Consider the following 26,440-nt stretch of genomic DNA (forward strand, 5'->3'; position numbering starts at 1 on the left):
ACTAAACCTGCGCTTTCACGGCTTGAGCAAATAACTGTCCACGCTGCACGTAGGAATCAAATTGGTCCATTGAGGCACAAGCTGGAGCCAATAAAACGGTATCACCAGGCTGGGCTAATTTGATCGCAGCACTTACTACATCATTCATTAACGTTTTAGCATCACTTAATTGATTAACTCTTACCACTTCAATCTTCGGTGAATAATCTCCAATAGCCTTCGCAATTAATTCGCGATCTTCCCCAATTAAAATAACAGCCTTAATTCTAGATGCGCATCTTTTAACTAGGTCACTCATACTTGCACCCTTTGCTAGCCCACCAGCAATCCAAACTACTTTAAAGTTTGAAAGTAATGATGCGGCGGCGGCATGCGGATTAGTTGCTTTTGAGTCATCGATCCAATTAATCTCATTCTTACTAAGTACTAATTCCATTCGATGATGGTCGGGTGAAAAATTCTTTAATCCAATTTTGATATCCTCATATTTAATGCCAATTGATAGAGCAAGTGCAGCTGCAGCTAGGGCATTTAAAACATTGTGTGGAACAGTTGGCGTTATATCTACTAGTTCAGCTATCTCATTTGCTTGGCTAGGTGAAGCAGAGAATGCGCGATCAATTAAAAGATTCTCCACAACCCCAAGTTCACCTGCATTTGGAGTATCTAGTGAGAACCACGTAATTAAATCACTAGAAGTTCTACGAGATAATTCTGAATCAGACTTATTTAGTATCACTTTATTTGAATGCTTAAGCAGTTTTAGCTTTGCTTGCGAGTAAGCCTCAAAACTACCGTGCCAATCAATATGATCTTCTGCAATATTAAGCACTGCAACAGATTCATACTTCGGCAAATTACTCCAATGGATCTGAAATGATGAAAGTTCAATCGCAAGATAATCTAATGGTTTTTTAGCGCAAACCGATGCAATCACAGTTTCTCCAACATTGCCACATGCTGCGCCGTTAATTTTTGCTGCCTTAAAAATAGATTCAACCATTTTAATTGTTGTGGTTTTGCCATTAGTACCAGTTAGCGCAATCCATTTTTGTGAAGGGGCAAGTACTTGCTTAACCTGCCAAGCAAAATCAATCTCACTTAAAATCTCAACTCCATCTGATCTAAGTTTGCTAATTACCAAGTGATCATCTCGCCAGCCAGGAGAAATAATTGCTAACTCCACTCCGCTTGGAATTTCATTCACAATATCTGCGCCAGCTTTTACTTTTTCATCAAAAAGTTTGGAATTAGCACCAAAATTAACTAAGGCCTCCTGACAAGCCATACCCGTGACACCAGCACCAATAACTAAACAGTTTTTTCCAGCCAGTGACTGAACAAAATTCATTAAGCCACAACCCACTGGGCATAGAACAGGCCTAAACCTGCAGCAACCCCAAGGCTTGAAATAATCCAGAATCTAATGACAATTGTTACCTCACCCCAACCAATTAACTCAAAATGATGTTGTAGGGGAGCCATTTTAAATATCCGCTTACCACCAGTAATTTTAAAATATGCAACTTGAATAATTACTGATGATGTAATTAATACAAAAATAAATCCAAGCACTACTAGTAACAACTGAATCCTAAGAGTTATTGCTAGCCCTGCAAGGGCTCCGCCTAATGCTAATGAGCCAACATCTCCCATAAATATCTTCGCAGGTGAAGCGTTCCACCATAAGAAGCCACCACATGCACCAGCAAGTGCTGCTGCAAGTACTGCTAAATCAAGTGGATCACGAACTGCATAACATTTAAGCCCAGGTGAAACGGCGCAACTTTGTCCAAACTCCCAAACACCGATCAAAATAAATGCTGTAAACACCATAACTGCTGCGCCAGTAGCTAATCCATCAAGGCCATCAGTTAAATTAACCCCATTACTTGTTCCTAACACCATTAAAATTACCCAAATTATTACTAAGACAAGTCCCATCTTTATTGAAGTATCACGAACTGTTGAAAGATAAGAAGATATTGGCGTTAATCCGCCTTGATCAGGAAATTGCAAACCTGCATATGCAAAGCCGCCAGCAACAATTGCTTGTCCAAGTAGCTTTTGTTTGGCATTTAATCCAAGTGACTTTTGTTTTGCCACTTTAAGATAATCATCTATAAAGCCAACAAAACCTAAGCCAATTATTAAAGCAATTACCAAGAGGGCAGATGTAGTGACTGCAACACCATTAATTAAATGGCTAAGTCCATATCCAACTACCACTGCTGTTATTAATACTAATCCACCCATAGTGGGGGTACCACGCTTAACTTGGTGAGTGGTAGGTCCATCATCTCGAATAATTTGCCCATAGCCTTTTTTAGTTAGTAATTTAATTAGTAATGGAGTTGCAAAAAAAGCAAAGATGGATGCAATTGCGCCAGAAAGTAGTATTCCTCTCACGATTGCCCTCCATTCCATTTATTGGTAATTAAATCTGCAAGATCTTCAAATTTCTCAGATCGTGAAGCTTTTAGTAAAACCACATCTCCATGTGAGAAATTACTGACTAACTCTAAAACAGCATTGGTATTTGGGCAGTGATGCACCACCATATTTTTCAGATTTGATTCATTTTTAGAGAGTCTATATAGGTCAGTGCCCACACTAAGCAGATGATCTACCCCAATTTCCTCACAGTACATAGCTATTTGTCTGTGAGCCTCTTCTTCGATAGCACCTAACTCATGCATTTTTCCAAGAATTGCCCAAGATGACCCACCATTTTCTTGACTTAGTAAAACTAAAGTTTTAAGTGCAGCTTTCATACTCTCAGGATTTGCGTTGTAGTAGTCATTAATAATCTTTAAGCCATTTAACTCCTCAATCTGCATACGCCACTTACTACCAAGATCTGCAGTTGTTAGTCCGAGTGCAATTACTTCATTACTAATTCCAAGGGCAAAAGCTGCTGCTGCTGCGCCAAGTGCGTTTGGAATCTGATGCTCACCTAATAATTGAAGTGAAACTGGATTTCGCCCATTTGGAGTTACCAATTCAAAGTGGGCATAACCACCAGGTAGTTGAATATCTGCTGCTCTAACCATTGCAGATTCACCAAAATTAATTACTTCAAGAGGTAAATTAGTAGCCATTTTTGGAGTCCAACTGTCGTAGCTGCCAAGAACAGCAGATTTTCCAGCTGACAAATTAGTAATTAATTCTGATTTAGTTTTAGCAATCGCTTCAATTGATCCAAACTCACCAATATGAGCTGAGCCAACAGCTAAAACTACGCCGACATCTGGTGAACTGACCTTAGTTAATTTTGCGATATCACCTAAGTGCCTAGCACCCATTTCAACAATACAAAACTTTGTGCTCTCTTTACATCTTAGAAGTGTTAATGGAACACCAATCTCAGTATTAAAGTTTGCCTCAGTTGCAACACACTCACCTACTGATTTTAATATTGAATATAAAAATTCTTTTGTTGTCGTTTTACCTTGTGACCCAGTGATACCTATAACTTTCATTTCAGGAAGTTGCCCTCTTACAAACTCGGCTAGGGTTAAAAGTGCCTGACTTAAATCTGCTACAACAATTGATGGTGCACTAACGGGCTTTGAAACTAATGCAAATTTCGCGCCAGATTTAATTGCGTCTTCGACAAAAGAATGGCCATCAACATTTACTCCCTCAAATGCAACAAAAAATGTTCCATTCTTTGCATTTGCAGAGTTAATTACTGGGTACTGATCGATAACTGTATCTGCAGATAGATTCTCTAACTTACCCGAGAGAATTTTTGCAAGTTCTGCGGCTGTAGTTTTTATCATTTTTTTAGTGCCTGCTTTATTGAATCAGCTAGCTCTATTCGATCATCAAATGTTGTAATGATTCCATTAACTTCTTGGCCACTTTCATGTCCCTTTCCTAGAACCAATAGACAATCACCTGCAGATGCCTGTGCTACTGCAAAATCAATTGCTGCTCGGCGATCTTTAATTACAAACCCTTTATCAGCAAGATCAATTCCAGCGACCATTGCTTTAAGAATCTCATCTACAGATTCGCTTCGTGGATTATCGCTTGTGAAGATTGCTTTATCACTACCGATGAAAAGTGCTTGTCCCATTAGTGGGCGCTTTGAAATATCTCTATCGCCACCACAACCTAGAACTGCAATCACTTTACCTTTAGTAAATTTAGCTGCTATTTCTAAAACTCTCGCTACCGCGTCAGGTGTATGCGCGTAGTCAACTAATGCAGTAAATCCTTGACCAACTTTAATCTGTTCTAATCGACCCGGCACACTCGTCAATTTTGTGATAGCAGATGAAATTTTAACTTCATCTAGTCCAGCCATACTTGCTAGAGCAACTGCTAGTAGAAGATTATCTAAATTAAATTCACCTATCAATGGAAACTTTCCGCTAATTTTCTTGCCATCTTTGCTATTGATTTCTACCTCAAACCCATCATGACTTGGTTTTACTTTTTCATAATACCAATTCGCATTTTTGTTATCTCGAGATACTGTTTGGGTAGGAATAGATAATTGCTTACTAAGTTTTAATCCATATTGATCATCAATATTAATTACTGCACTTTCTGCATATTCTTTCGAAAATAGCTTTGCCTTCGCGCTAAAGTAATTATCCATATTTTTATGGTAATCCAAGTGATCCTGAGTCAGATTTGAGAATCCAACAACTTTAAACTTTGCACCTTTAACTCTTAATTGATCAAGGCCGTGACTACTGACCTCCATTACAAGGTGGCTTAAATCTTTACTCACCATCAACGCAGCTAATGCTTGCAGCTCATCTGCTTCTGGGGTGGTTCTCACGCCATCAAGTGATTGACTACCAACTTCAACTCCTAATGTTCCAATTAATCCTGAATTTAACCCACATAATTGCCAAATCTGTTTAAGAATATTGCTAGTTGTAGTTTTTCCATTTGTACCAGTAATACCAATTGCGGTCAGTTTAGTAAATGGTTTTTCATAAACCCATGCTGATAACTCTCCTAGGATTTCCCGCGGTGATGGATGAATAAAGCTTGGTATCGAAAGGTCAAGGTTTTTATCACTTAAAACTGCTACCGCACCGTTTTGAATTGCTTGATCAACAAAATTTGCACCATGAGTTTTGGTTCCAGCTAAGGCAACAAATATGTCACCCTTTTTTACCTGAGCTGCATTAATTGCAATTCCAGAAATTTTAATATCTTTGTCAAAAATGCTTTTATCAAAAGTGGAAAGAGATTTCTGCACTACTTGTGCTGGTCTGGTGCTCATTAATCATGCTCCACTCTTTGGAGTAATTTTACTGCGCTGCTTAAGAGCTGCCTCTGTTAATGAGTAGAAAGTTTTAGTTTCAGGAGTGGGTGAAATACGCTGATTTTGCAGGACAAATCCCATAACTTTTTTAAATACCGGCCCGGCAAGCACACCGCCCCAATGCATGCCCTTTGGATCTTGAATAGTCACACTAACTACGTACTTAGGTTGATCAGCTGGTGCAAATCCAATAAATGATGCGGTGTATCCGCTGTAACACCTACAAGCGGTGTTATATCTTTGGGCAGTACCAGTTTTACCAGCAACTCGATAGCCATCAATTGCGGCAGACGGTGCTGTACCATTTTTTGAAACTACATTCTCCATCATTGCGCGCATATTTATTGCTGTCTGCTCACTTAGTACTCGAGTTGATTCATTTGCTGCAGAAGGCGTGTATTTGCCACTTTCATCAACAACACCAGCAAGAATTGAAGGTTTTACTCTAACTCCATTATTAGCAATTGTGGCAAAGACTGAGGTGGATTGCATTGCTGTTAGTGAATAGCCCTGTCCAAATGAAATTGTAGGAAGTGATGTTCCAGACCAATCCTTAACGGGATGTAAAATACCGGCAGATTCACCAGGTAGTTTCGAGTTTGTACTCTGCCCAATTCCAAATTTAGTTAGATATTTATACAGATTATCTTTACCTAGTTTTTGGCCAATTTGAATTGAACCAGTATTACTAGAAACTGCTAATAAACCTGTAGTAGTTAGCCTTTGCGTAGGGTGCTTTTCATGATCTTTAAATACACCATCAGATACTTTCATTGAGTATGGAATTGAAAAGACACTCTCAGGTGTAATTAAGCCTTCCTCCATCGCAGCTGCCACAGTAATTACCTTGCCAGTTGAACCTGGTTCATAAACCTCTTGCACTGATGGATTATTTAATTTATCTACTGTAATTGAACTCGGTACATTTGGATCAAAGGTAGGCGCACTTGCTTGTGCAAGAATTTCACCAGTTTTTGGGTCCATCACAATGACTGTGCCTGATTTTGCTTTTGACGATGCAACCGCTTGGCTTATCGCGTTTTGGGCTACCCATTGAACATCACGATCAATTGTTAATCGAATACTTGTACCCGATTTTGCTTCAACTCTTATTTCTTCAGAGCCAGGGATAATATTTCCGCGACCATTCGCGTATACGTACTTTCCATTTGTGCCGGATAAGATGCTATTTAAGCTGCTTTCAAGTCCACCAGATCCAACTCCTTGATCATTTACTACTCCAATAAGTGAAGCGGTTAATTTTCCACTTGGATAATCTCGAATATAACTACGCTCTGGCACAAAGCCACCTATGCGCTTATTGAGGTCACTCTTAGTTTTAACTACTCTTGTATTGTAAGAAATAATGGCATCATTCACCTCTCGCCAAACAGATGGCTGTACATCCTTAGCTATTAAAACATAACGCTTTTGGCCAGTAAGACTTGGCAATAACTCTGCTGGATTCATCCCAAGAATTGGCGCAACCACCATTGCTGCATTAACTGGGTCATTAACAACTGTTTGATCAACTGCGATATTTATCGCTGAAATACTTCGAGCAAGTTCGACACCATTAATGTCGTAAATATCTCCTCTAGGTGCAAGTAAGGTGGCTGATTTACTTAACTCATTATCTGCTCGCTCAACATAACCCTTTGCGCGAATTGCTTGAATCTCAATTAACCTAAGTCCAAATAGTAAAAAAATTACAATTGCAATTGCTACGATCTTTCGAATTCGGTCTTGAACTAATTGTTGATGATTCATTATTTAACCACCGATAAGTCTAAAAAATGCATCTTATTTAAAGCTACCATTCCAAGATCAATTGCACTTTGCGCTAATTTATCTGGAGATGATTGGGCTGCTAGCTCACGTAAAATAGCTTCGCGCTCATCAGTGAGTACCTGTGCCTGTTGCTTTAAATCTTGTAGTACAAATGCATCCTCAGCGAGTGCTGTATTTATTACCAATAAAGCTAATAATCCAATTGTAAATATACCTACCAAGAACATTCCAAAAGTACGATCTGCTGCCACCTGACCGGTTTTCGTATCTGGTACTAAACGCAGCACTACTTGATTTGTTTTTTCTCTAACTATTTTGCGCGAGATTTCAATCGCAGGTGCTAAGTCAAATATCGCCATTAGGCAGCCACCCGCTCAATTGCTCTAAGTCTCATAGATTGTGAGCGTGGATTACTATCCTGCTCATCCTCATCAGCGCCTTGGCTACCACTTATAAGCAACTTGTAACTAGCTGCAGAATCTGGCAACTCAACTGGTAACTGCAACGGAGTTTTAGATTTACTTACCTGCATAAAATGGTTCTTTACTATTCGGTCCTCAAGTGATTGATAGGACATAACAACAAGGCGACCGCCGATAGTTAAAGCTGATAACGCCTCTGGAATAGCTCGCTCCAGTATTGTCAGCTCCTGATTAACCTCAATTCGAAGTGCTTGAAAGGTTCGCTTTGCTGGATTACCGCCAGTGCGCCTTGCTGGTGCTGGAATTGAGTCTTTAACAATCTCAGCTAAGTCTTTGGTGGTATTAAGAGCTGCTTTCTCTCTAGCCTTAATAATATTTTCAGCGATTTTGCTAGCAAACTTCTCTTCTCCATAATTTTGTAGTAATTTAGCTAACTGGCCATGGGTATAGGTGTTTAATATTATGGCTGCTGTAGTTGGGCTACTTTGATCCATTCTCATATCTAGTGGTGCTTCTTGCGAGTATGAAAATCCCCGATCCGCCTGATCTAGTTGCATAGATGAAACACCTAAATCAAAAAGGATTGCATCGGCTGCCTTTACATTGGCCTCACTAAGTGCAAGTTGGATTTGATCATAAGTAGTGTGACTAAAGGAGATTTGCTTTACATACTGGGCTAGATTTGCCTTTGCAATCTCTAAGGCGTTTAGATCTCTATCTATTCCAATTAATTTTAAATTCTCAAAACGCTCTAAAAATACCTTTGCATGTCCACCTAATCCCAAGGTGGCATCAATTAAAACTGGGTTCTTTTTATTTATGATTGCAGGGGCTAGCATGTTTATGCATTGCTCTAACGCAACTGGAATGTGTGTAACATTCGCGTTCATTGCCTCCCCCTCTTTCTCTTTTATAGTTCTTTATAACTTTTTAATTACAAGCTCTCTTACTCCTAGATATCTACTTAGGTCACCGCCACTTGACGGAGCTTTAGTTAATAACGCGCGGCACCGGGGAAGTGGCGCCGCGAATATTTAAAGTGGCGGTGGCCTAAATAGATATTTAGTTGGATTTAAAACAATCCAGGTAGTACCTCCTCTGAAACATCAGCAAAGGTTTTTTCTCGATCTGCTAGGTATTTACTCCATGCAGTTGCATCCCAAATTTCAAGGCGTGTATTCGCGCCAATCACCACACAATTTTTTTCTAAAGTTGCATAGCTACGAAGGCCAACTGGAATATTTATTCGACCTTGGTTATCTGGCACCTCATCATGAGCGCCAGCAAACATCACTCTTAAATAATCCCGAGAATTTTTTTGAGTAACTGGTGCTTGTCGTAATCTTTCGGTTATTAATGCAAACTCAGCAGCAGGAAAAACATAAAGACAATTTTCTTGGCCTTTAGTTATTACTAAACCTTCTGCTAAATCTTCTCTAAATCTGGCAGGTAAAATTAATCTGCCCTTTTCATCAAGTTTCGGCTCATGGGTGCCAAGGAACATCACTTGACCTCCCCACGCTTAAGTAATAGCTCAGGTCACCACTTTACTCCCTTTTTCTCCACTTTCAACCCTATGCGCCCACTTTCCTACCCAACCCCTCCCTCATGGAAGTACCTGTGGGAAATCGGCCTATTGGGGGCATTTGGGCATAAAAAAACCACCCATGCGGGTGGTTACCTTGGTCAGTTTAGATACTAATTATCGTTATTTCGCCGATCCCATCGCTGCTCCAGGTTATTCCCCCAGCCTGGCTTCTTTACCCGCACAGGGGTAGAGCTGACCTTGATATTGGTAATAATTAATATCAGCCCAGTTAAGGAGATTAAAAAGGCAATTACCCCAACTACGGTTGCCTTAGCAATTAACCCGCTAATTAAAACCAAAAGCCCAACAACTAAAATACTTAATCCTAGAAGTGCTCTAGAGCCTTGGCGGGTGCGGGCCTTACCCGTAAGGGTTGAAAGTAACCGTGGATCCTCCTGCTCAAGGGCAGCCTCCATCTCGGCCAAAAGCTTGCGCTCATTATCTGAAAGTGCCATATTCGCAATATAGAGCAATTAGTAAAATTTTAAAACTCAACCACTGTTATCTTCATCATCCTCGCTCACCAACCGGGCTGGCCTAAGGCTAGAGCGCCCAAATTTTTCCTTAACCAGGTCAACTGCCCTATCTACCTGCCGCCAACCACTATCGCGTTGGCCTAAAACCATCTGCTGCAGATCTTCATTTTCTACCAATGAATCCAACCCAACTCCGACTAGCCTAATTAGAGCCCGATCTAAATTAAGGGCTAAGTAAAGAGCTTTGACCACCTCAAAAATTTCTTGCGTACCAGTAGTTGGCAGATCTAAAGTCTTTGATCTTGTAATAGTTTTAAAATCAGCAAATCTAACTTTAATTGTAATTGTATTAGCGGCTAAATTTTTCTCTCGCATCCGTTCAGCAACTTTTTCAGTTAGGCGTAAATACTCTTTTAGTATCTCTTCTTGTTTATCAATATCAAAGCTAAAGGTTTCAGATGCGCTGATACTTTTTTCTATATGCTCAGTTATAACATCTCGATAATCTCTACCCCACGCAAGTTCATATAATGAAGCACCACTTGCTTGGCCCAATATTTTTATTAGAGTATTTCGAGGCGTATTGGCAATATCAGCAACAGTAAATAAGCCCATCTTTGCTAGCTGCTCATTTGTCTTTGCACCTACTCCCCAAATTTGTGATGCTGCTAGTGGGTGTAAAAAATCAAGCATTTTCGCTGGATCAATCTCAAGTACGCCATTTGGTTTGCAGGCAGCAGAGGCAATCTTTGCAATAAATTTGTTGTGGGCAATTCCAACTGAGCAGGTAATCCCCTGCTCTTTTTCCACTCGCTTTCTAATTAGATCTGCGATATCTCTACCGCTTCCAAGTAAACGCTTAGCTCCTGTTACATCTAAAAATGCTTCATCTAGTGAAATTGGCTCCACATAAGGTGTGACATCATTAAATATCTGCATAACTTCTTTTGAGACAGCTGAATACTTTTCAAGATCAGGTGTAATAAACACAGCATGTGGAGCTAAAGTTTTTGCGCGAAAAATCGGCATCGCAGAATGAATTCCATATTTCCTTGCTTCATAATTTGCTGCCGAGACAACGCCTCTAATTCCGGCTCCGACAACAACTGGCTTACCTTTTAATTTTGGATTATCTCTTTCCTCAACAGATGCATAAAAAGCATCCATATCAACATGCAAGATAGTGGCGATATTTTCACTAGACACACCCCAAGATTAGTTTATCTACCTGACAGTAGGGCTTAACCTCTATCAAATGGCCAAATTAGGCTAAACGAAGTTATGGAGAAAAATGTCAGTTACTGAAATCGCATTAATCGTAGGTCGAGTGCTATTTGCTCTACTTTTCGTTAGCTCTGGTATTAATCACTTTACACAAAACTCTGCAATGACTGGCTATGCCAAGTATAAGAAAATTCCAATGGCAAAGATATCTGTTTACGTAAGCGGCTTGATGCTTGTTCTAGGCGGCATCTATATTGCACTGGGCTTCTATGCTGACTTAGGTGCACTTTTAATTGCAATCTTCTTGATTCCAACTGCATTTTTAATGCATGCTTTCTGGAAAGAAAGTGATGCAGCAGCTAAGTCAAATGAGAGAATTGCTTTTTTCAAGGATCTCTCCCTCGCTGGTGCTGCTTTGATTATCTTCGCTCTCCTTCGCGGTGGAGCAGATTTTGGAAGCAATGTAGGAACACTGCTTTTCTTTAGCTAATTAGTAAGAAAACCACCCATTAGAATTTTTAGTAGTGGGTGGTTTTTTCTTCCCAAAAAGTAATTATCTGTGAAAGTATCTACACATGAGCGCCACCTTAATATTCACCGCCATCGCATCTGGTGCATTTATAGGCGCAGTCTTGGGATTAATTGGAGCAGGTGGGGCGATGGTCTCAGTTCCAATCCTGCTCTACCTATTTGATTTCTCACCTCTTCATGCCACAACTGCAGCGCTAGCAGTTGTTTTTCTAGCAGCGCTAGCTGGAGTTGGTCCAAAGTTTAAAAGTAAAGATGTATTGATAAAAGAAGCTGTAACAATTTGGGCACTTGGCCTTGTTACAAATATTGGTCTAGGTTTGATAGTTACTAAAATACCTGACCTAGTAATTCTTATCGGATTTTCATTAGTGTTAATAGGAGCTGGCTACTCAATGCTTCGCGCTCCAATTAGTGTTAGGCCAGAAAAGAAGATGCCTATTTGGGCTTTAATACTTCTATCACTTCTAATTGGTTGCCTGACTGGATTATTTGGTATCGGCGGTGGTTTTCTAGCAATTCCGGTTTTAGTACTTTTCTTCCATACGCCTCAAAATAAAGCAGCTGGAACATCACTTCTAATCATTGCCTTAAATTGCTTAACCGCTTTATTAGCAAAGTATGCAATTTGGAGTGAGATTAACTGGCGCTATCCGCTGATAATTGCAATCTGTGCGCTCATAATCGCTTGGGTATCTTCACGCCTTGCCCCTAAAGCACCAACTGTTCATCTAAAACGAGGCTTTGCATTTTTATTATTCGCAATAGCAGCCTTTACTATTATCAAAGAGTTATTTATTTAAGGGGGATTTATGAAGACACAACGGGCAATTGGTATGGAATTTGTTGGAAGTTTAATACTGGCATTAGCGATAGTTGGCTCAGGGCAGATGGCAACAAATCTGACCACAGACTCTGGCCTTAGATTATTTATAAATGCGTTGGCAACTGGAATTGGCCTGGCATTTGTAATCCGATTAGGTGTTAAAACTAGCGGATCTCACTTTAATCCAGCAGTAACTTTAATCATGCTGTCTCTGAAAAGAATTAAACCTAAGCTCTCACTTGGCTACATACTTGCCCAAATTACTGGTGGAATAACGGGAGTGGCGATTGCAAACTTTATTTTTGATCAATCAGCCCTAGCCCAGTCAGCTACATTGCGAAGTGGTTCAAACCTATTTGTTTCAGAGGTGCTGGCTACAGCAGGCTTGGTTTGGATAATTTTAAGATTTCCTAAGCGTGATGATTTAATCGCTATATATGCCCCACTATGGATATTTGGTGGGATTCTTTTCACTTCAAGTACTGCATTTGCAAATCCAGCAATTACTATCGCTCGTTCCTTTACAACATCAATAACTGGAATTGCTAACGAATCTGTTTTAGCTTTTATCACCGCCCAACTTATTGGTGCTGTGATTGGACTAGCAGCTGCGCTGTATATTACAAATCCAAAACTTGAGGCAAATGAATAAACCTTCAGTTCTTTTTGTCTGCGTGCATAATGCTGGCAGATCACAAATGGCGGCTGCATTCTTAACACATCTGACTCTAGGTAAGGTTGAAGTTAGATCAGCTGGCTCTGCTCCTGCTGACTCAATTAATCCTGCGGTAGTTGAGGCATTAAAAGAGGTTGGCATAGATATCTCAAATGAAATACCAAAAGTTCTTACAACCTCCGCAGTTGAACAATCAGATGTTGTGATAACCATGGGATGTGGGGATGCTTGTCCATTTTTTCCTGGTAAGCGATATTTAGATTGGGTACTACCTGATCCTGCTGGGCAAGGTGTGGCAGATGTTAGACCAATTCGAGACCAAATAAAAAAACTAGTTGAGGAATTAATTCCTACTTTATTTGAATCTAATTAACAGTACCTCTACCTGACTCTATCCACTCCATAATTCCACCTGTTAAGTTGTAAACATTAGTTACACCAATTTGATCCAATACTTCAGATGCGAGTACTGATCTCTTACCGGACCTACAGTAAACTGCATAACTTTTTGACTTATCCAGCGCACTCACATCAGCGGTGAAATAATCACCTTGAACATCAATATTAATCGCCTCTTGGATATGACTTTGGCTAAATTCATCAAAGGTTCGAACATCAAGTAGGACAACATCTTTTTCCGTTATTTTTTCCGCAAAAGTTGATGCATCTAGATTTATCATTAGAAGGTAATCTTATCGTTATGAAACTTGCAATAGAGTCCTTCGGAACGGGTGAGCCATTAGTGCTCATTCACGGTATGGGTTCTGCAGCCACAGCATGGAAGCCAATAATTGGTGATCTAAAGAATAAATTTAAGGTTGTTACCGTTGATTTACCAGGCCACGGCAGGACAGCTTTTTCGCCGGTTCAGCCGATGGATCCAACCTCACTAGCGCAACTTGTTATGAAGAATTTAAATAGTTTAGGAATAGATAAATTTCATCTAGTTGGTAATTCACTTGGTGGTTGGATTTGCCTTGAGATAGCAGCAAGTAATCCAGAAATTGTTAAAAGCATCACCGCACTTGCCCCAGCTGGATTATGGCTAACACCTTTCACATCAAGATATCCAGGTGAGGTGGCACTTCGCTTTATGGCAAGTGGAGTAGAAAAGGTTGCACCATCTGCCTTAAATTATACTTGGGCAAAAAAAATGGGATTTGAAACAGTCTCACCTCGTTGGCGCGAGTTAAGTTATGAACTCTGCCTTGATGCTACAACTGCGATGGCAAATTCAACTGGATACTTTCCAGCCTGGGATGCACTCCTTGGAAAAAGATTTGATAAACAAATTACAACTTCGATTCCGATTACAATAATTTTTGGCGATAGTGATCACACACTTCCCCAAAAAACCTGTCAAGAACGATCATTAGCTCCTACTCATGCAAAGTGGGTTGTGTTACCACAAACCGGTCATGTGCCTATGTGGGATAGCCCAAATGAGGTTTTATCTGAAATTATGGCAACTACTGGAGTAAGCAAATGATCACTGTTATATATTTTTGGCAGATTAAAAAAGTATTACTACCAGTTGCAATACTTTTCATGGCTATTCATAAATTTGTAATTAAGAGATTACCTGGTGTTTCATTTGTAAAACTACTAGGAACTGGAAAAGGTGAGAGTTTTACACCAAAGGACGCTGACCCATATCGCTGGGGTGCTTTAGTTACAATCCAAAAAGATAACTTAGATAATCTAGATAAATCTAAAGTAATAAGAGGTTGGCAAAGAATCGCAAAAAAAGAGTATCGAGCAATTTTAAAACCTATCTCTGTGCATGGCTTATGGTCGGGTAAACAACCATTTGAGGTTGAAAAATTTGATTGGAATGGAAAAATTGCCGCGATCACGCGAGCACGGATTGTTTGGCGAAAAAACTTAATTTTTTGGCGAGCTGTGCCGCCAGTAACAATTAGTCTGCATCAATCCCCTGGCTTAATAAATGCAATTGGAATTGGAGAAGCACCTATCGGGCTACAGGGGACATTTTCTTTGTGGGAAAGCGCTGCTCAGCTGAGAGATTTTGCCTATAAGGGTCAGGCTCACACCCAGGCAATAAAAGCGACGGAAGAGAATAAGTGGTACTCAGAGGAGCTATTTTCTCGATTTGCAGTTGTGCAAGAGCGAGGCGGGCTTAAGTAATACGGCACAATTACCCCATGTCGTTGCGCCAGTTTTATCCAAAACGAAATAGTCGTCACCAAGTTTCATCATGGAAAATGGCAATACTCTATATAACAATTGCAATTGCTATTTTACTTCAAATTTCTTATCCATTAATTGACGGTGAATCCCTAAGAATTGTCACAATTGCAACTGTCTACTGGGCTGCCGCTGCGATGTGCATACACGCTGTACTCGCATATGGAATTAAATACGCATCAATTTTTGTATCTACAACATTTGCATATGCATTAATTGTTGAGCAGATTGGCAGTAAAACAGGGTGGCCGTTTGGAAATTATGAATACTCTGGCACTTTAGGTTATCAAATATATGGAGTACCACTAGTGGTTCCATTCGCATGGGTAATGATCGCTCACCCATTACTGATTGCTGCCCGAAAGATAACTAAAAATTGGGTATTTCTTTATGGCGGCTTAGCGATGATGGCTTGGGACCTATTTCTAGATCCACAAATGGTTGCATCTGAAAGATGGCAATGGGATTTTTCTGGCTCACATGTACCATTCCAACCGGAAATCCCACTATCAAATATGTTTGGGTGGCTTCTAACTGGCATGGGTTTGATGGCAATTTTAAATAAGTTTTTACAAGTAGATCGACGAAAGACTAAAACCTCTACCTTAGTGCCAGATTTATTTCTTTTTTGGACTTTATTTTCTGGAATAGTTGGAAATATTTTCTTTTTTGATAGACCAGGAGTTGCGCTATTTGGTGGTGTGGTATTTGGATTAGTTCTAATTCCTTATGTGTTTGTTTTACGTTTTGGTCCACCAGCTAACGATTAATGGAAATATCTCTGGCATTATCATGCCTAGCATTAGCACTTGTAATTCTAAATAGCCTAACAATTAGAGTTGTCAGAAATCAGCCTAAAAAAGTCAGTGAATCTGTATCAATTCTAATCCCAATGCGCAATGAAGAAAAAAATGTAGCTAATTGTGTTAACTCACTCATCTCACAAACTGGCCTAGAGGATTTTGAAATATTAGTGCTAGATGACTGTTCAACAGATCAAACTATGAAGGAATTATCTAGGTTTTCAGATATTAAGCTGTTAAGTGGTAAATCACTACCCGATGGATGGCTAGGCAAATTATGGGCATTAGAACAATTAGTAGCTGCAAGTGATGGTAAATATTTAGTCTTCATTGATGCTGATGTAAGACTTACTGAACATGCAGTTGCTTCAGCAATTAAGCAAATGCGGGATTGGGATTTTATTTCTGCTTATCCTAAACAGATAACAAGTGGATTTATACAAAGGTTATTTCAGCCACTTCTTCAATGGTCTTGGCTAGCTTCTGTACCGTTAAAAATTAGCGAAAAATTTTCGATCAAATCGATGGCGGTAGCAAATGGTCAATTCTTTATTATAAAAAGAGATGCTTACCTTAAATCAGGTGGCTTTGAAGTTATAAAGTTTGAGGTACTAGATGATTTAATGATGGCTAAACAGTTACTTAAGTCTGGCTTTAAAGGTGGGGTTGCTGAAGCAAGCAATGTAGCAACTTGCCAAATGTATGACTCACCTATGCAACTGATTAAAGGTTATCAAAAATCACTTTGGCGAGCATTTGGTTCACCTCTGGGAAGTATCATGGCTGTAGTGCTTCTATTTGTAACTGGAGTTCTCCCCTTTATTTCTACCTTATTTGGCTCAGAGATTGGGCTAATATCATTTGGCTTAATATTTCTTGGCAGAATTATTTCTTCAGTTAGAACAAATACTCCACCGAATACAGCTCTTCTGCATCCAATCGCAATATTATTTTTAATTGGCTTAATCGCCTATTCATGGTTTGGTAAACTTACAAAAACTTTAACTTGGCGAGATCGGCCGGTCATATAAATGGCAAATACTGTAGTAATTGGTGCAGGCATAGGTGGAATGAGTGCGGCAGCGCGACTTGCTAAAGCCGGACATGAAGTCACAATTTATGAAAATAGTGATCGCTCCGGTGGTAAGTGTAGAACTGAATGGTTTGGTGACTATGCATTTGATACTGGTCCATCACTATTAACACTCCCAGCTGTCTACCGTGACTTATTTCTTAAAACTGGTAAACGTATAGAGCATGTTTTAAATATCAAGCCAGTTGATCCTGCATTTAATTATCATTTTTCAGATGGGAGTTCAGTCTTATTCCCAAATCTATCGAACCCAAATACTTATAATGAAATTGAAAAATCATATGGCCTAGTAGCCAGTAATCAATGGAAAGAGTTAATAGATAGAGCAGAGCGAATGTGGGAGGTATCTCGTGAACCTTTTATCGAATCAGAACTAAACTCAATTTTCTCACTTTTAAAACGGAAAAACTTACTCCGTGATATTAAAGAGATTGCTCCATTTACCTCTCTTCGTAAATTAAGTGAGAAACTAAAACTAGATCCTCATCTACAAATGATCGTAGATCGCTATGCCACCTATACGGGCAGTGATCCACGAAGTGCACCCGCAGTACTGCTTACTATTGCATTTGTAGAAAGCACATTTGGTGCCTGGCATATTGAAGGTGGGGTCGGCCAACTCTCTACAGCACTAGAGCAGCGTTGTTCGGATTTGGGAGTTAATTTTAAGTTTAATACTTTAGTCTCACAGATATTAGTAAATAATAATCAGGCTACTGGGATTAAAACTAGTGATGGAAAAGAGTTTAAAGCCGATTTAGTGGTTGCTAACTCTGATGCTGAATATATTTACAATAAATTGCTAGCTAATAACGTTAATGCAGCACGAAGTGAAAGGCGAAAGCTCAAATTCGCTACTAAATCTCTATCTGGATTTTCGCTTCTACTTGGCCTAGATAATTCAAAGGGGAAAGCTGTTCCAATCGATCATCATAATGTTTATTTCCCAAATAATTACGATGCTGAATTTGATGATGTTTTTACAAAGCAAATACCAGTTCAGGATCCAACAATTTATATATGTGCACCAAAAGATCCCCATATGACTAAAGGAGAAAATAAAGAGGCATGGTTTGTACTAGTTAACGCACCTCGCCATCAAGTAGATGGTGGCTGGGATTGGCGTCAAGGTGGGGCTGAGTATGCACAAAAGATTATTCAAAAGTTAGATGACCTTGGTTTAAATGTCTCCCCTAGATTAGATTTTATGAAATACAGAACTCCTGCTGATCTGGAAAATTATGCAATGGCTCCAGGTGGTTCTATATATGGCAGTTCTAGTAACTCAGCAGCCTCTGCCTTTTTGCGCACAAAGAATCGATCAAAAATTAAAGGATTGTTCTGTGTTGGTGGTTCATCACACCCAGGTGGTGGCTTACCACTAGTTGGAATAAGTGCTGAAATAGTTGCGAATGCGATTGGTAAAGCTTAACGTAAGTTTAAAAATAAAAATCTAGTAACCATCAAAAAACTAATTACTTGTAGAAGTAACCAAAGAATCACTATTTGAGGAATAATTGCAATATCAACTGCTGATGCGACTAGCGCAATAAAAATAAATGATGCTCTAACTGGCCTTTCTGCAAAAGTAACAACTCCAACTTGTGGCATTCCTAAACCTCCTGCGCGCGCTCTTAAATACTCTTGAACTGATGCGAAAACAGCTATAGCTAGTAGCAGCTTTATATCAGCACCAATTTTATAAAGAGTTATTAACCAAAAAACTTCGGTAATTCGATCAACAGTTGAATCAAGGAGTGCGCCCCATTTTGAAAATTTTGAAGTCAATATTGCAAGGCTTCCATCAATGCCATCACAGGTAAGTGATAAAACTAATAAAAGTGCAGCCCAAGGTGATTGAGCATTTATATAAAGTAATACTCCAAAGAATAAGCCAAGGAGCGTTAATATATTTGGGGTAAATTTAAGTTTTGAAAGCGGTTTAACAAGTGCGAAAGAAATTATGAGCCAAGCCTTAACTATTCCGGCAACCTTTGCATCACCGTGTAGTTTGCTCCAAACTATGAAAAAATCCTGCTGCTTCATGACTTAATTAGTCTCACATTCTCGTAAGCTAATAGAGACAGCAGCCTTGCTAGCGCATGCCATAGTCGAGCCTCACCGCCGGTATCTTTCAGCGGGGAAAACTCCAGCGAGAAGGTGGTTCTCAGATAATCGTTCACAGCAAGCAGGGTACCGTTGCGCCGTGAGTTTTTCTTCGACCTCCGATATTAATTCAATGCGTTCTGCCATAAATCAGGCGCTAAGTGAGTTCGTTAAAAGTGAGAATAAATATTTAGCTAAAATTGGCCCCGAATTGGATCCGGTTGCTACGGCAATCGAATCCTTTCTTTTAGATAGTGGTAAAAGATTACGCCCATTATTTGCATATGTAGGTCTATTAGGTGCTGGTGCAGATGCTTCGCCAGAGATTATTAAAGCAATTTCATCACTTGAACTAATTCATGTCTGTGCACTTATTCATGATGATGTGATGGATGGGTCAGATACTAGAAGAGGATCACCTAGTATTCATAAGTTATTTGAAAAAATGCATACAGAAAACCAACTAGTGGGCTCTGCTCCTCAGTTTGGAATATCTTCTGCAATATTAATTGGTGATTTGGCATTGATTTGGTCCGCGCAAATGCTGCATACATCTAGTATTAAAAATGATCAGTTAATTAGGACCCTACCTGTTTATGATGAAATGAGAGTTGAATTAATGGCTGGGCAGTATTTAGATGTTTATGAACAATCTCTTGGAACACAAAATGTTGAGCGATCACTTAAGGTGGCAAGATATAAATCAGGTAAATACACAATTCAAAGACCACTGCACTTTGGTGCTTCCTTGGCAGGAGCATCTGAAGAATTGATCAATTCCTATACAAATTATGGAATCCCTCTAGGAGAAGCTTTTCAACTACGTGATGATCTTCTTGGAGTCTTTGGTGATCCTTCGGTAACAGGTAAACCAGCCGGTGATGACCTAAGAGAGGGAAAGCGCACTGCGCTAATTGCAATCACTATGGATCGGGCTACGAATGGGCAATTAAAAGATCTAAAATCAAACTTTGGTGACCCAAACCTCACTGGTGAACAAGTTAATCTTCTTCAAGAGATAATTATTAGTACAGGTGCTGCTTCTCACATCGAAAGTATGATCAAAGAGCTAACAGATACTTCCCTCGCAGCGCTAAAGCATGGTGGAATTACTCCTGTTGGAATTAATTTATTAACAGAATTAGCAATACTTGCTACTAACAGAAAGATCTAACTGATGCCAGCAAAAGTAAAGGGACCGACTGATCATGTTGTAGTCGTTGGTGCTGGGCTTGCTGGATTAAGTGCAGCACTGCGACTTGCTGGTGCTGGCCGAAAAGTAACTGTTGTTGAGCGAGAGTCAGTGCCAGGTGGGCGCAATGGTCTTCTAAAAAAATCAGGCTATTCATTTGATACCGGACCATCTGTTTTAACTATGCCTGATTTAATCTCAGATGCACTAGCTTGCGTTGGTGAAGACATTAAGGATTGGCTTGATCTTGTTCCATTAAAACCTTTATACCGAGCTTTCTACCATGATGGCTCGCAATTAGATGTGCATGCTGATACAAACCAAATGCAAGCTGAGATTGCTAAAAGTATTAGTTCACAAGAGGCAGAAGGTTATGCTCGCTACGTTGACTTTGTAACCAAGCTTTATAAGTATGAGATGAAAGATTTTATTGATCGTAATATTGATTCACCACTAAATTTACTCACACCGAACTTAGCTAGATTAATTGCACTCGGAGGATTTCGTAAATTAGCACCAAAAGTAAATCAATTTCTTAAGGATCCAAGAACTCAAAAGGTTTATTCATTCCAGGCTATGTATGCTGGTGTAAGCCCACAACAAGCATTAGCTATTTATGCTGTGATTGCTTACATGGACTCTGTAAATGGCGTTTTCTTCCCTAAGGGTGGAATGCATGCTGTGCCACGCGCACTTGCTGGCGCTGCTGAAAAGCATGGCGTAACTTTTAAATATAGTTCAACTGTTACTTCGATTGAGAGAAAAAATGGGCGGGCAACTGCAGTAATAACAGATAAGGGTGAGCGAATACCTTGTGATGTAGTGGTACTAAATCCAGATCTACCCGTTGCTTGGCGTGATTTACTTGGCAAGCAACCACGATCAGTTAAACGCCTTAAGTACTCCCCTTCATGTGCAACTTTATTAATTGGATCAAGTAAAACCTATGATCATCTTGCACACCATAATATTCACTTTGGTAAATCATGGGCTGGTGTCTTTGATGAGCTAATAAAGAAGAAAACACTTATGAGTGATCCAAGTATTTTAGTCACTGTGCCATCAAAAGATGATCCTGCCTTAGCGCCTGCAGGTAAATCATCGTATTACGTATTATTTCCAACCCCGAATCTAAGTGCTGATATTGATTGGGAAAAGATCGGACCTAAATACCGTGATGAAATGATTAAATCTCTGGAAGATCGTGGTTACACCGGATTTGGTGATGCAATTGAGGTGGAACAATTAACAACGCCCCTTGATTGGAAGAATCAAGGAATGGAACAGGGTGCACCATTTGCAAGTGCGCATACCTTCTTTCAAACAGGACCCTTTAGGCCAAAAAATCTAGCAAAAGGTTTTGAGAATATTGTGTTCGCTGGATCAGGAACTCAACCAGGAGTTGGTGTACCAATGGTATTAATCTCAGGAAGATTAGCTGCTGAGCGTATTGTTGGGCCAGTTAAATAATTAAATGGATGAGTTATCCAAGGCTGGTATAACTGATCCGGCACTAAGAACTTCATATCTAGAGTGCAAACGACTTAATTCACTACATGGCAAGACATATTACCTAGCCACACTTTTATTACCACCAGCAAAACGGCCATTTGTTCACGCACTATATGGCTTTGCCCGCTATGCGGACGAAATAGTAGATGACCTTGCTTCAACTTTAACTGATGAAGAAAAAGCAAACTCGCTAAAGCAATGGGGTGAGGGTGTTATCTCTGATATTAAATCTGGAAATAGTAATGATCAAATCGGTAAAGCACTAGTTGATACAGTAAGAAGATTTGATATTCCAATTCAATACTTTCAAGCGTTCCTTCATTCTATGACAATGGATTTAACTATTACTGAATATCAAGAGTATGAAGATCTTCAGGAGTATGTATATGGTTCAGCAGCTGTTATTGGTCTTCAAATGGTTCCAGTACTCGGCAGAGAAAAAGGCAGCTCAATTGATGAAGTAAATTCTGCAGCGGAAAAACTTGGTGTGGCTTTTCAATTAGCTAATTTTATTAGAGATGTAGGTGAGGATTTAGATCGAGGACGAGTTTATTTACCAATTGCTGAATTACAATCACATGGTGTTACACGAGAAATGCTTGAAGATAAAGTCCTTACGCCACAAATTAAAAGTGCACTAAAAGAGCAGATTGAAAGGGTCAGAAGGCTACAGCGAGAGTCTGCTATTGGAATCAAAATGCTGTCGATCCAAAGCCGGGCATGTATTCAGGCAGCAAGTGAACTTTATTGTGGAATAGTAGATGAGGTTGAAAAGATTGATTATCAAATATTTAGTAAGCGAGCAAAAACTTCAAACATGCGAAGAATGAAGGTTGCAATTCCTGCTTATTTAAGGGCAGTAAGCTCTAGATAATTACCGTTTTTGGATATCTTTTTTACCCCAGAATACCCACATCGCCATCACACAGAGTATGAGCGCAAACCCAAATAAAAGATCCTCAATCGGGGCAGATGCAATTCTAATTCCGTTAATTGCATCCGGCTTATACATAACAATATTTCTTGAGGTTAACCACCAATTAGTAATCAATTGAAAAGGTAAAATAATTGCATAACTTGTCCAAAATGCTGCTCGCATGAGCAATTTGGTCTTAATTAGGAATAGATCAAAAAATATTGAAAATAAGAATGCCAAAATAGCGATATCTGTATAGACCATCACTCATCCCCTACTTTCCAATGTTTGTTCACAGTGCGCACAGCCTCGATTGTCATAATTGCAGCAATTGGGATAATTGTGAAAAATAAAAACTCTTCAAGGGGTATATCAAATGGACCAAAAATTCCCAGGATTTGTTCTTGATCAAAATACCAATGGCCTTGTGAAATTGCATATGCATCCCAAATCAAAAAGAAAATTGAGACCGGAAATATACTTATAACTAACCGCTTAACTCTTCTTAGTACACCAATTTTTAAAACAATTTCAAGCCAGAAGGACCCAAAAACCGTAAAAAGAAGCATTGCCATATAACCAAACTTAAGCACGCGCTAACTATAGACAATTTTTATCACCAATCCACTATGATTTCCAATACGGGAGCTAAGAAATTTAGCTGAGAGGACTTGAAACTCAAGTCGACCGGTTGACCAGTTCGGTAATGCGAATTGGAAAGGATGTAACTATGTCTATTTTAGAAACCTTAGCCTTTTTAACATCACTAATCGGTGTAATCCTTGGCGTACTCGGCCCACGAGTTACATGGCCTTGGTGGATAGCAGGTAGTTGTCTATATGCAGTTTTATTTTTCCAATCTGCCTACTATGCAAGTGCAGCACTGCAATTTATTTTCATAGCTGGGGGTATTTGGGGTTGGTTTGGTTGGGGACCTAATGGGGCAAAACCAAAAAAATCCGCTACAAAAGAAAGACTTTTACTGTTAGTAGCATTACTTGGATCTTCACTATTACTCTGGCCTGTTCTTACAAATATTGGCGCAGCATCCTCCGCTATTGAATCATTTGGTTTTGTTGGTAGCGTGATAGCCCAATTATTAATGGTTTGGCAAAGATATGAGGCTTGGCCACTTTGGTTTGTAGTAGATGCGGCTTATACATACCAATATTTTAAGGGTGAGCTATACCTAACTGGTGTTCTATATACAATATTTACGGCAATTGCGATTTGGGGTTGGATCCGTTGGGGCAAAGAATCAACAGCAAGTAACAAAAAGGTTTGATGGAGTATTTAAAACTGCTATCAGAGTTGCTAAAGATTAAATCTGATAACCCAATCGTGGTTGCAATTGATGGGCCAGCTGGTAGTGGTAAAACTACCTTGGCCCAGAAACTAGTTAACGATCTTTCTGATGCTCAAGTTATTCATATGGATGATCTCTATGACGGTTGGAATGATCCACTATCAGCAAAATTAACAGCTAGAGTTATTTCTCAATTATTTCAACCTTTTATTATGCAACTTCCAGTAAAATACCAGTGTTTTAATTGGAAGTTAAATAGGTTTGATGTAATGAAATCTGTTTATCAGTCAAAGTATTTAATAGTAGAAGGTGTTGGATCTGGACAAAAAAGTTTTAATGAGTACATAAATAAGTTGATTTACATACAAATAGACCCTCAAATTGGGTTTGATCGAGTAATCGCCCGTGATGGTGAGCAGGTAAGGAATGAAATGTTAAAATTTTTAGTTGATCAAAATAATCATTTTTTAGCAGAATTAACAAAGATTAGAGCGGATTACACCCTAGATGGCGCGCCTTAAACTCTAATTTCAAGTCTCATTCTCTAAACTTTCACCGTGTCTGATCTAACGGGTGAGTTAATTGATAATCGCTACCTTTTGCAGCGGCTAATTGCCTCCGGTGGAATGGCAACAATCTATGCTGGCATGGATACAAGATTAGATCGACCTGTTGCAGTGAAAATAATGCATGCTCATCTTGCAAATGATGAAGCTTTTGTATCAAGATTTATTAAAGAAGCTAAAGCAACTGCCGCGCTATCACATCCAAATATTGTTTCAATACAAGATCAGGGTTGGAATGAAGGTGGGCCACCAGCTGTTTTTCTTGTAATGGAATTGGTAGAAGGAAGCACCCTAAGAGATTTTTTAAATCAACAAGGATCAGTGTCTATTGAGCAGATGTTTCAATTAATGAGTCCTGTGTTAAGTGCACTTGCTGCGGCACATAAAATTGGAATCATACATCGCGATATTAAACCGGAGAATATTTTAATTTCAAAGGACGGGCGAGTTAAAGTTGCAGATTTTGGATTAGCGAGAAATATGGCAATCGGGCAGACCATGACGGTTGAATCAAGTGTGGTGTTGGGAAGTGTCTCTTATCTATCACCTGAGCAGGTGCAACGTGGAGTAGCTGATGCTAGAAGTGATATTTACGCAGTTGGAATTGTTTTATTTGAGATGCTAACTGGTGGAAAGCCATATGAGGGCGAGACACCAATCCAAATTGCTTACCGCCATGTTAATGATCGAATTCCATCTCTTCAGAGCATTAAGAGTGATATTCCAATAGCTATCTCAGAACTTGTGTATGCGGCAACAGCACCTAATCCTGATCAGCGACCAAGAGATGCTGAAGAGTTACTTAGTAGATTCCGTGAAATTCAAGCACAAATTGACCCAAAGAAAAGGCAATTGAGTTTAGAGCTTGATCTACCACCATCAATAACTAAGAAGGTTGCTAAGCGAGGCAAAGTTTCAGTCGGATCAGCACTTGAAGGATTAAAGGAAAAAACATCTCAATTAATCTCAACGAAACCAATAAAAGTTAGTAAACCAGAGGATTCAATTGGAACTAAAAAACGCAAAGTTTCTAAAAGAGTTAAACGAAATCGTATAATTGCGCTTCTTCTACTGGTAGGTCTAATTTTTGGTGGCTTTAAATTTTTAAGTATTGGCAAAATTTCAGTGCCATCTCTTGTTGGTATGAACCAATCTGAAGCAAATAAATCTCTAGAGTCACTTGGCTTAGATTTAGAAATCATTGAAGAGGTATTTAGTGAGGATATCCCTAAAGGTAGAATAATTGCATCTAAGCCAGGTGGTGGTGGCAAGATTTCACCTGATGAAAAAATTGGTTTAATTCTTTCAAAGGGGCAAGAAAGAATATTAGTTCCTCAACTCAAAGGACTCACACCAGATGTTGCCTCTGCTCAGCTATCTAACCTGGGCTTAACAGTTGGTGAGATAAATGAGAGCTTTGATATGCAAATAGCAGCTGGATATGTAATTAGTACAGATCCAAAAGATACTTCAGTAGTTAAACGTAAGGCGATTGTTAATTTAATTGTAAGCAAAGGCATTGAACAAATTTCACTTCAATCATATGTAGGTAAAGGAGGAGAGCAAGCTCTCTCTGAATTAACGGATATGGGGTTTGATGTAGATGCGGCGTATAAATTTAGTGACAGCGTTTTTAAAGGGCAAGTAATCTCTCAATCACCTGAGAAACTGGAAAGTATAGGTAAGGGAAGTAAAATTGAATTAATAATATCTAAAGGTCCTGAATTTGTATTTGTGCCAAATGTTTTAGGAAAAAATAAGAATGACGCCTCTATAGATTTAGAGAATTTAGGGCTTCGTGTAAAAATTAAGGGTTCTGGTAAGGTAAATAACATTTCTCCTGCTATTGGAACAAAAGCTAAACAAGGCGCAATTATTACCCTGACTCTACGATAGAGAGGTTTGCCAGCTCTC

The 26,440-nt window shown here is 39.3% G+C and carries 29 protein-coding genes; 15 read left to right on the forward strand and 14 right to left on the reverse strand.

Translation table 11 applies throughout. The features are described 5' to 3' along the window. Position 1: 1 nt before the first annotated feature. From murD to B1sIIB91_RS03585, 10 genes are all read right to left on the reverse strand, one after another. A complete protein-coding gene (gene murD / locus B1sIIB91_RS03540) occupies positions 2–1,351 on the reverse strand; it encodes a UDP-N-acetylmuramoyl-L-alanine--D-glutamate ligase (RefSeq protein ID WP_095688680.1) in 1,350 nt (449 codons plus the stop codon). After that, a complete protein-coding gene (gene mraY, locus B1sIIB91_RS03545; RefSeq protein ID WP_095688238.1) occupies positions 1,351–2,409 on the reverse strand; it encodes a phospho-N-acetylmuramoyl-pentapeptide-transferase in 1,059 nt (352 codons plus the stop codon). Before mraY ends, murD begins: the two co-directional genes overlap by 1 nt. Then, on the reverse strand, positions 2,406–3,785 hold the full coding sequence (locus B1sIIB91_RS03550) for a UDP-N-acetylmuramoyl-tripeptide--D-alanyl-D-alanine ligase (RefSeq protein WP_095688239.1): 1,380 nt from the start codon (positions 3,783–3,785) through the stop codon (positions 2,406–2,408). Before B1sIIB91_RS03550 ends, mraY begins: the two co-directional genes overlap by 4 nt. Further along, positions 3,782–5,251: a UDP-N-acetylmuramoyl-L-alanyl-D-glutamate--2,6-diaminopimelate ligase gene (locus B1sIIB91_RS03555; protein ID WP_095688240.1), complete on the reverse strand. Its 1,470-nt coding sequence runs from the start codon at positions 5,249–5,251 to the stop codon at positions 3,782–3,784. The genes B1sIIB91_RS03550 and B1sIIB91_RS03555 overlap by 4 nt, the downstream gene beginning before the upstream one ends. Before the next feature lie 3 nt (positions 5,252–5,254). Then, entirely contained in the window at positions 5,255–7,063 is a 1,809-nt protein-coding gene (locus tag B1sIIB91_RS03560; protein ID WP_095688241.1) for a peptidoglycan D,D-transpeptidase FtsI family protein, read from the reverse strand. Further along, positions 7,063–7,443 carry a cell division protein FtsL gene (ftsL, locus tag B1sIIB91_RS03565; protein ID WP_095688242.1) on the reverse strand — a complete coding sequence of 127 codons (381 nt, stop codon included), beginning with the start codon at positions 7,441–7,443 and terminating at the stop codon, positions 7,063–7,065. The genes B1sIIB91_RS03560 and ftsL overlap by 1 nt, the downstream gene beginning before the upstream one ends. Then, positions 7,443–8,396 carry a 16S rRNA (cytosine(1402)-N(4))-methyltransferase RsmH gene (gene rsmH, locus B1sIIB91_RS03570; RefSeq protein WP_095688243.1) on the reverse strand — a complete coding sequence of 318 codons (954 nt, stop codon included), beginning with the start codon at positions 8,394–8,396 and terminating at the stop codon, positions 7,443–7,445. Before rsmH ends, ftsL begins: the two co-directional genes overlap by 1 nt. 182 nt (positions 8,397–8,578) lie before the next feature. Beyond that, the gene (gene mraZ / locus B1sIIB91_RS03575) at positions 8,579–9,010 is read right to left on the reverse strand and encodes a division/cell wall cluster transcriptional repressor MraZ (protein ID WP_095688244.1); all 432 of its coding nucleotides are present in this window, start codon (positions 9,008–9,010) and stop codon (positions 8,579–8,581) included. Between the two features lie 194 nt (positions 9,011–9,204). After that, positions 9,205–9,549, reverse strand: a complete 345-nt coding sequence (locus tag B1sIIB91_RS03580) for a DUF3040 domain-containing protein (RefSeq protein WP_095688245.1) — start codon at positions 9,547–9,549, stop codon at positions 9,205–9,207. A gap of 36 nt (positions 9,550–9,585) precedes the next feature. Then, on the reverse strand, positions 9,586–10,776 hold the full coding sequence (locus tag B1sIIB91_RS03585; RefSeq protein ID WP_095688246.1) for a DNA polymerase IV: 1,191 nt from the start codon (positions 10,774–10,776) through the stop codon (positions 9,586–9,588). Between the two features lie 85 nt (positions 10,777–10,861). Here B1sIIB91_RS03585 and B1sIIB91_RS03590 point away from each other — a divergent pair, with 85 nt between their 5' ends. From B1sIIB91_RS03590 to B1sIIB91_RS03605, 4 genes are all read left to right on the forward strand, one after another. Then, positions 10,862–11,284, forward strand: a complete 423-nt coding sequence (locus B1sIIB91_RS03590; protein WP_095688247.1) for a DoxX family protein — start codon at positions 10,862–10,864, stop codon at positions 11,282–11,284. A gap of 85 nt (positions 11,285–11,369) precedes the next feature. Beyond that, complete coding sequence (locus tag B1sIIB91_RS03595) at positions 11,370–12,125, forward strand: sulfite exporter TauE/SafE family protein (RefSeq protein ID WP_095688248.1); 756 nt, start codon at positions 11,370–11,372, stop codon at positions 12,123–12,125. 9 nt (positions 12,126–12,134) lie between these two features. Next, entirely contained in the window at positions 12,135–12,800 is a 666-nt protein-coding gene (locus B1sIIB91_RS03600; RefSeq protein ID WP_095688249.1) for an aquaporin, read from the forward strand. Then, positions 12,793–13,197, forward strand: a complete 405-nt coding sequence (locus tag B1sIIB91_RS03605; protein ID WP_095688250.1) for an arsenate reductase ArsC — start codon at positions 12,793–12,795, stop codon at positions 13,195–13,197. The genes B1sIIB91_RS03600 and B1sIIB91_RS03605 overlap by 8 nt, the downstream gene beginning before the upstream one ends. Here B1sIIB91_RS03605 and B1sIIB91_RS03610 read toward each other — a convergent pair. Next, positions 13,190–13,504 (reverse strand): rhodanese-like domain-containing protein, encoded by a 315-nt coding sequence (locus tag B1sIIB91_RS03610; protein WP_095688251.1) that lies wholly within the window; start codon positions 13,502–13,504, stop codon positions 13,190–13,192. The two genes, B1sIIB91_RS03605 and B1sIIB91_RS03610, sit on opposite strands and share 8 nt — an antisense overlap. Positions 13,505–13,524: 20 nt before the next feature. Between B1sIIB91_RS03610 and B1sIIB91_RS03615 the strand changes: the two genes are divergently transcribed. The 5 genes from B1sIIB91_RS03615 to B1sIIB91_RS03635 are packed head-to-tail and all read left to right on the forward strand — an operon-like array spanning position 13,525 to position 18,360. Further along, positions 13,525–14,313, forward strand: coding sequence for an alpha/beta fold hydrolase (locus tag B1sIIB91_RS03615; protein WP_095688681.1), 789 nt, complete (start codon positions 13,525–13,527; stop codon positions 14,311–14,313). Continuing rightward, positions 14,310–14,972: a spheroidene monooxygenase gene (locus tag B1sIIB91_RS03620; protein ID WP_095688252.1), complete on the forward strand. Its 663-nt coding sequence runs from the start codon at positions 14,310–14,312 to the stop codon at positions 14,970–14,972. Before B1sIIB91_RS03615 ends, B1sIIB91_RS03620 begins: the two co-directional genes overlap by 4 nt. Before the next feature lie 17 nt (positions 14,973–14,989). Further along, complete coding sequence (locus B1sIIB91_RS03625; protein ID WP_095688253.1) at positions 14,990–15,802, forward strand: carotenoid biosynthesis protein; 813 nt, start codon at positions 14,990–14,992, stop codon at positions 15,800–15,802. Next, on the forward strand, positions 15,802–16,866 hold the full coding sequence (locus B1sIIB91_RS03630; protein ID WP_095688254.1) for a glycosyltransferase family 2 protein: 1,065 nt from the start codon (positions 15,802–15,804) through the stop codon (positions 16,864–16,866). The genes B1sIIB91_RS03625 and B1sIIB91_RS03630 overlap by 1 nt, the downstream gene beginning before the upstream one ends. After that, positions 16,867–18,360 (forward strand): phytoene desaturase family protein, encoded by a 1,494-nt coding sequence (locus tag B1sIIB91_RS03635; protein ID WP_095688255.1) that lies wholly within the window; start codon positions 16,867–16,869, stop codon positions 18,358–18,360. Here B1sIIB91_RS03635 and B1sIIB91_RS03640 read toward each other — a convergent pair. After that, positions 18,357–18,974: a CDP-alcohol phosphatidyltransferase family protein gene (locus B1sIIB91_RS03640; RefSeq protein WP_095688256.1), complete on the reverse strand. Its 618-nt coding sequence runs from the start codon at positions 18,972–18,974 to the stop codon at positions 18,357–18,359. The genes B1sIIB91_RS03635 and B1sIIB91_RS03640 overlap by 4 nt on opposite strands. A gap of 160 nt (positions 18,975–19,134) precedes the next feature. Here B1sIIB91_RS03640 and B1sIIB91_RS03645 point away from each other — a divergent pair, with 160 nt between their 5' ends. The 3 genes from B1sIIB91_RS03645 to B1sIIB91_RS03655 are packed head-to-tail and all read left to right on the forward strand — an operon-like array spanning position 19,135 to position 22,612. Further along, positions 19,135–20,208, forward strand: a complete 1,074-nt coding sequence (locus B1sIIB91_RS03645; RefSeq protein ID WP_095688257.1) for a polyprenyl synthetase family protein — start codon at positions 19,135–19,137, stop codon at positions 20,206–20,208. A 3-nt stretch (positions 20,209–20,211) separates the two neighbouring features. Then, entirely contained in the window at positions 20,212–21,696 is a 1,485-nt protein-coding gene (gene crtI, locus B1sIIB91_RS03650) for a phytoene desaturase family protein (RefSeq protein ID WP_095688258.1), read from the forward strand. Between the two features lie 4 nt (positions 21,697–21,700). Further along, positions 21,701–22,612 carry a phytoene/squalene synthase family protein gene (locus tag B1sIIB91_RS03655; protein WP_095688259.1) on the forward strand — a complete coding sequence of 304 codons (912 nt, stop codon included), beginning with the start codon at positions 21,701–21,703 and terminating at the stop codon, positions 22,610–22,612. Here B1sIIB91_RS03655 and B1sIIB91_RS03660 read toward each other — a convergent pair whose 3' ends face one another. Both B1sIIB91_RS03660 and B1sIIB91_RS03665 read right to left on the reverse strand, forming a co-directional pair. After that, complete coding sequence (locus tag B1sIIB91_RS03660) at positions 22,613–22,918, reverse strand: lycopene cyclase domain-containing protein (RefSeq protein ID WP_095688260.1); 306 nt, start codon at positions 22,916–22,918, stop codon at positions 22,613–22,615. Continuing rightward, positions 22,918–23,247, reverse strand: coding sequence for a lycopene cyclase domain-containing protein (locus tag B1sIIB91_RS03665; RefSeq protein WP_223298575.1), 330 nt, complete (start codon positions 23,245–23,247; stop codon positions 22,918–22,920). Before B1sIIB91_RS03665 ends, B1sIIB91_RS03660 begins: the two co-directional genes overlap by 1 nt. Positions 23,248–23,384: 137 nt before the next feature. Between B1sIIB91_RS03665 and pnuC the strand changes: the two genes are divergently transcribed. Genes pnuC through pknB form a run of 3 tightly spaced genes read left to right on the forward strand, consistent with a single transcriptional unit; the run spans position 23,385 to position 26,422 of the window. After that, complete coding sequence (pnuC, locus tag B1sIIB91_RS03670; protein WP_095688261.1) at positions 23,385–23,939, forward strand: nicotinamide riboside transporter PnuC; 555 nt, start codon at positions 23,385–23,387, stop codon at positions 23,937–23,939. After that, positions 23,939–24,481 carry a uridine kinase family protein gene (locus tag B1sIIB91_RS03675; RefSeq protein WP_095688262.1) on the forward strand — a complete coding sequence of 181 codons (543 nt, stop codon included), beginning with the start codon at positions 23,939–23,941 and terminating at the stop codon, positions 24,479–24,481. Before pnuC ends, B1sIIB91_RS03675 begins: the two co-directional genes overlap by 1 nt. A gap of 36 nt (positions 24,482–24,517) precedes the next feature. Continuing rightward, positions 24,518–26,422: a Stk1 family PASTA domain-containing Ser/Thr kinase gene (gene pknB / locus B1sIIB91_RS03680; RefSeq protein ID WP_095688263.1), complete on the forward strand. Its 1,905-nt coding sequence runs from the start codon at positions 24,518–24,520 to the stop codon at positions 26,420–26,422. Positions 26,423–26,440: the final 18 nt, after the last annotated feature.

The sequence above is a fragment of the Candidatus Nanopelagicus abundans genome (assembly GCF_002288305.1).
Lineage (GTDB): Bacteria > Actinomycetota > Actinomycetes > Nanopelagicales > Nanopelagicaceae > Nanopelagicus > Nanopelagicus abundans.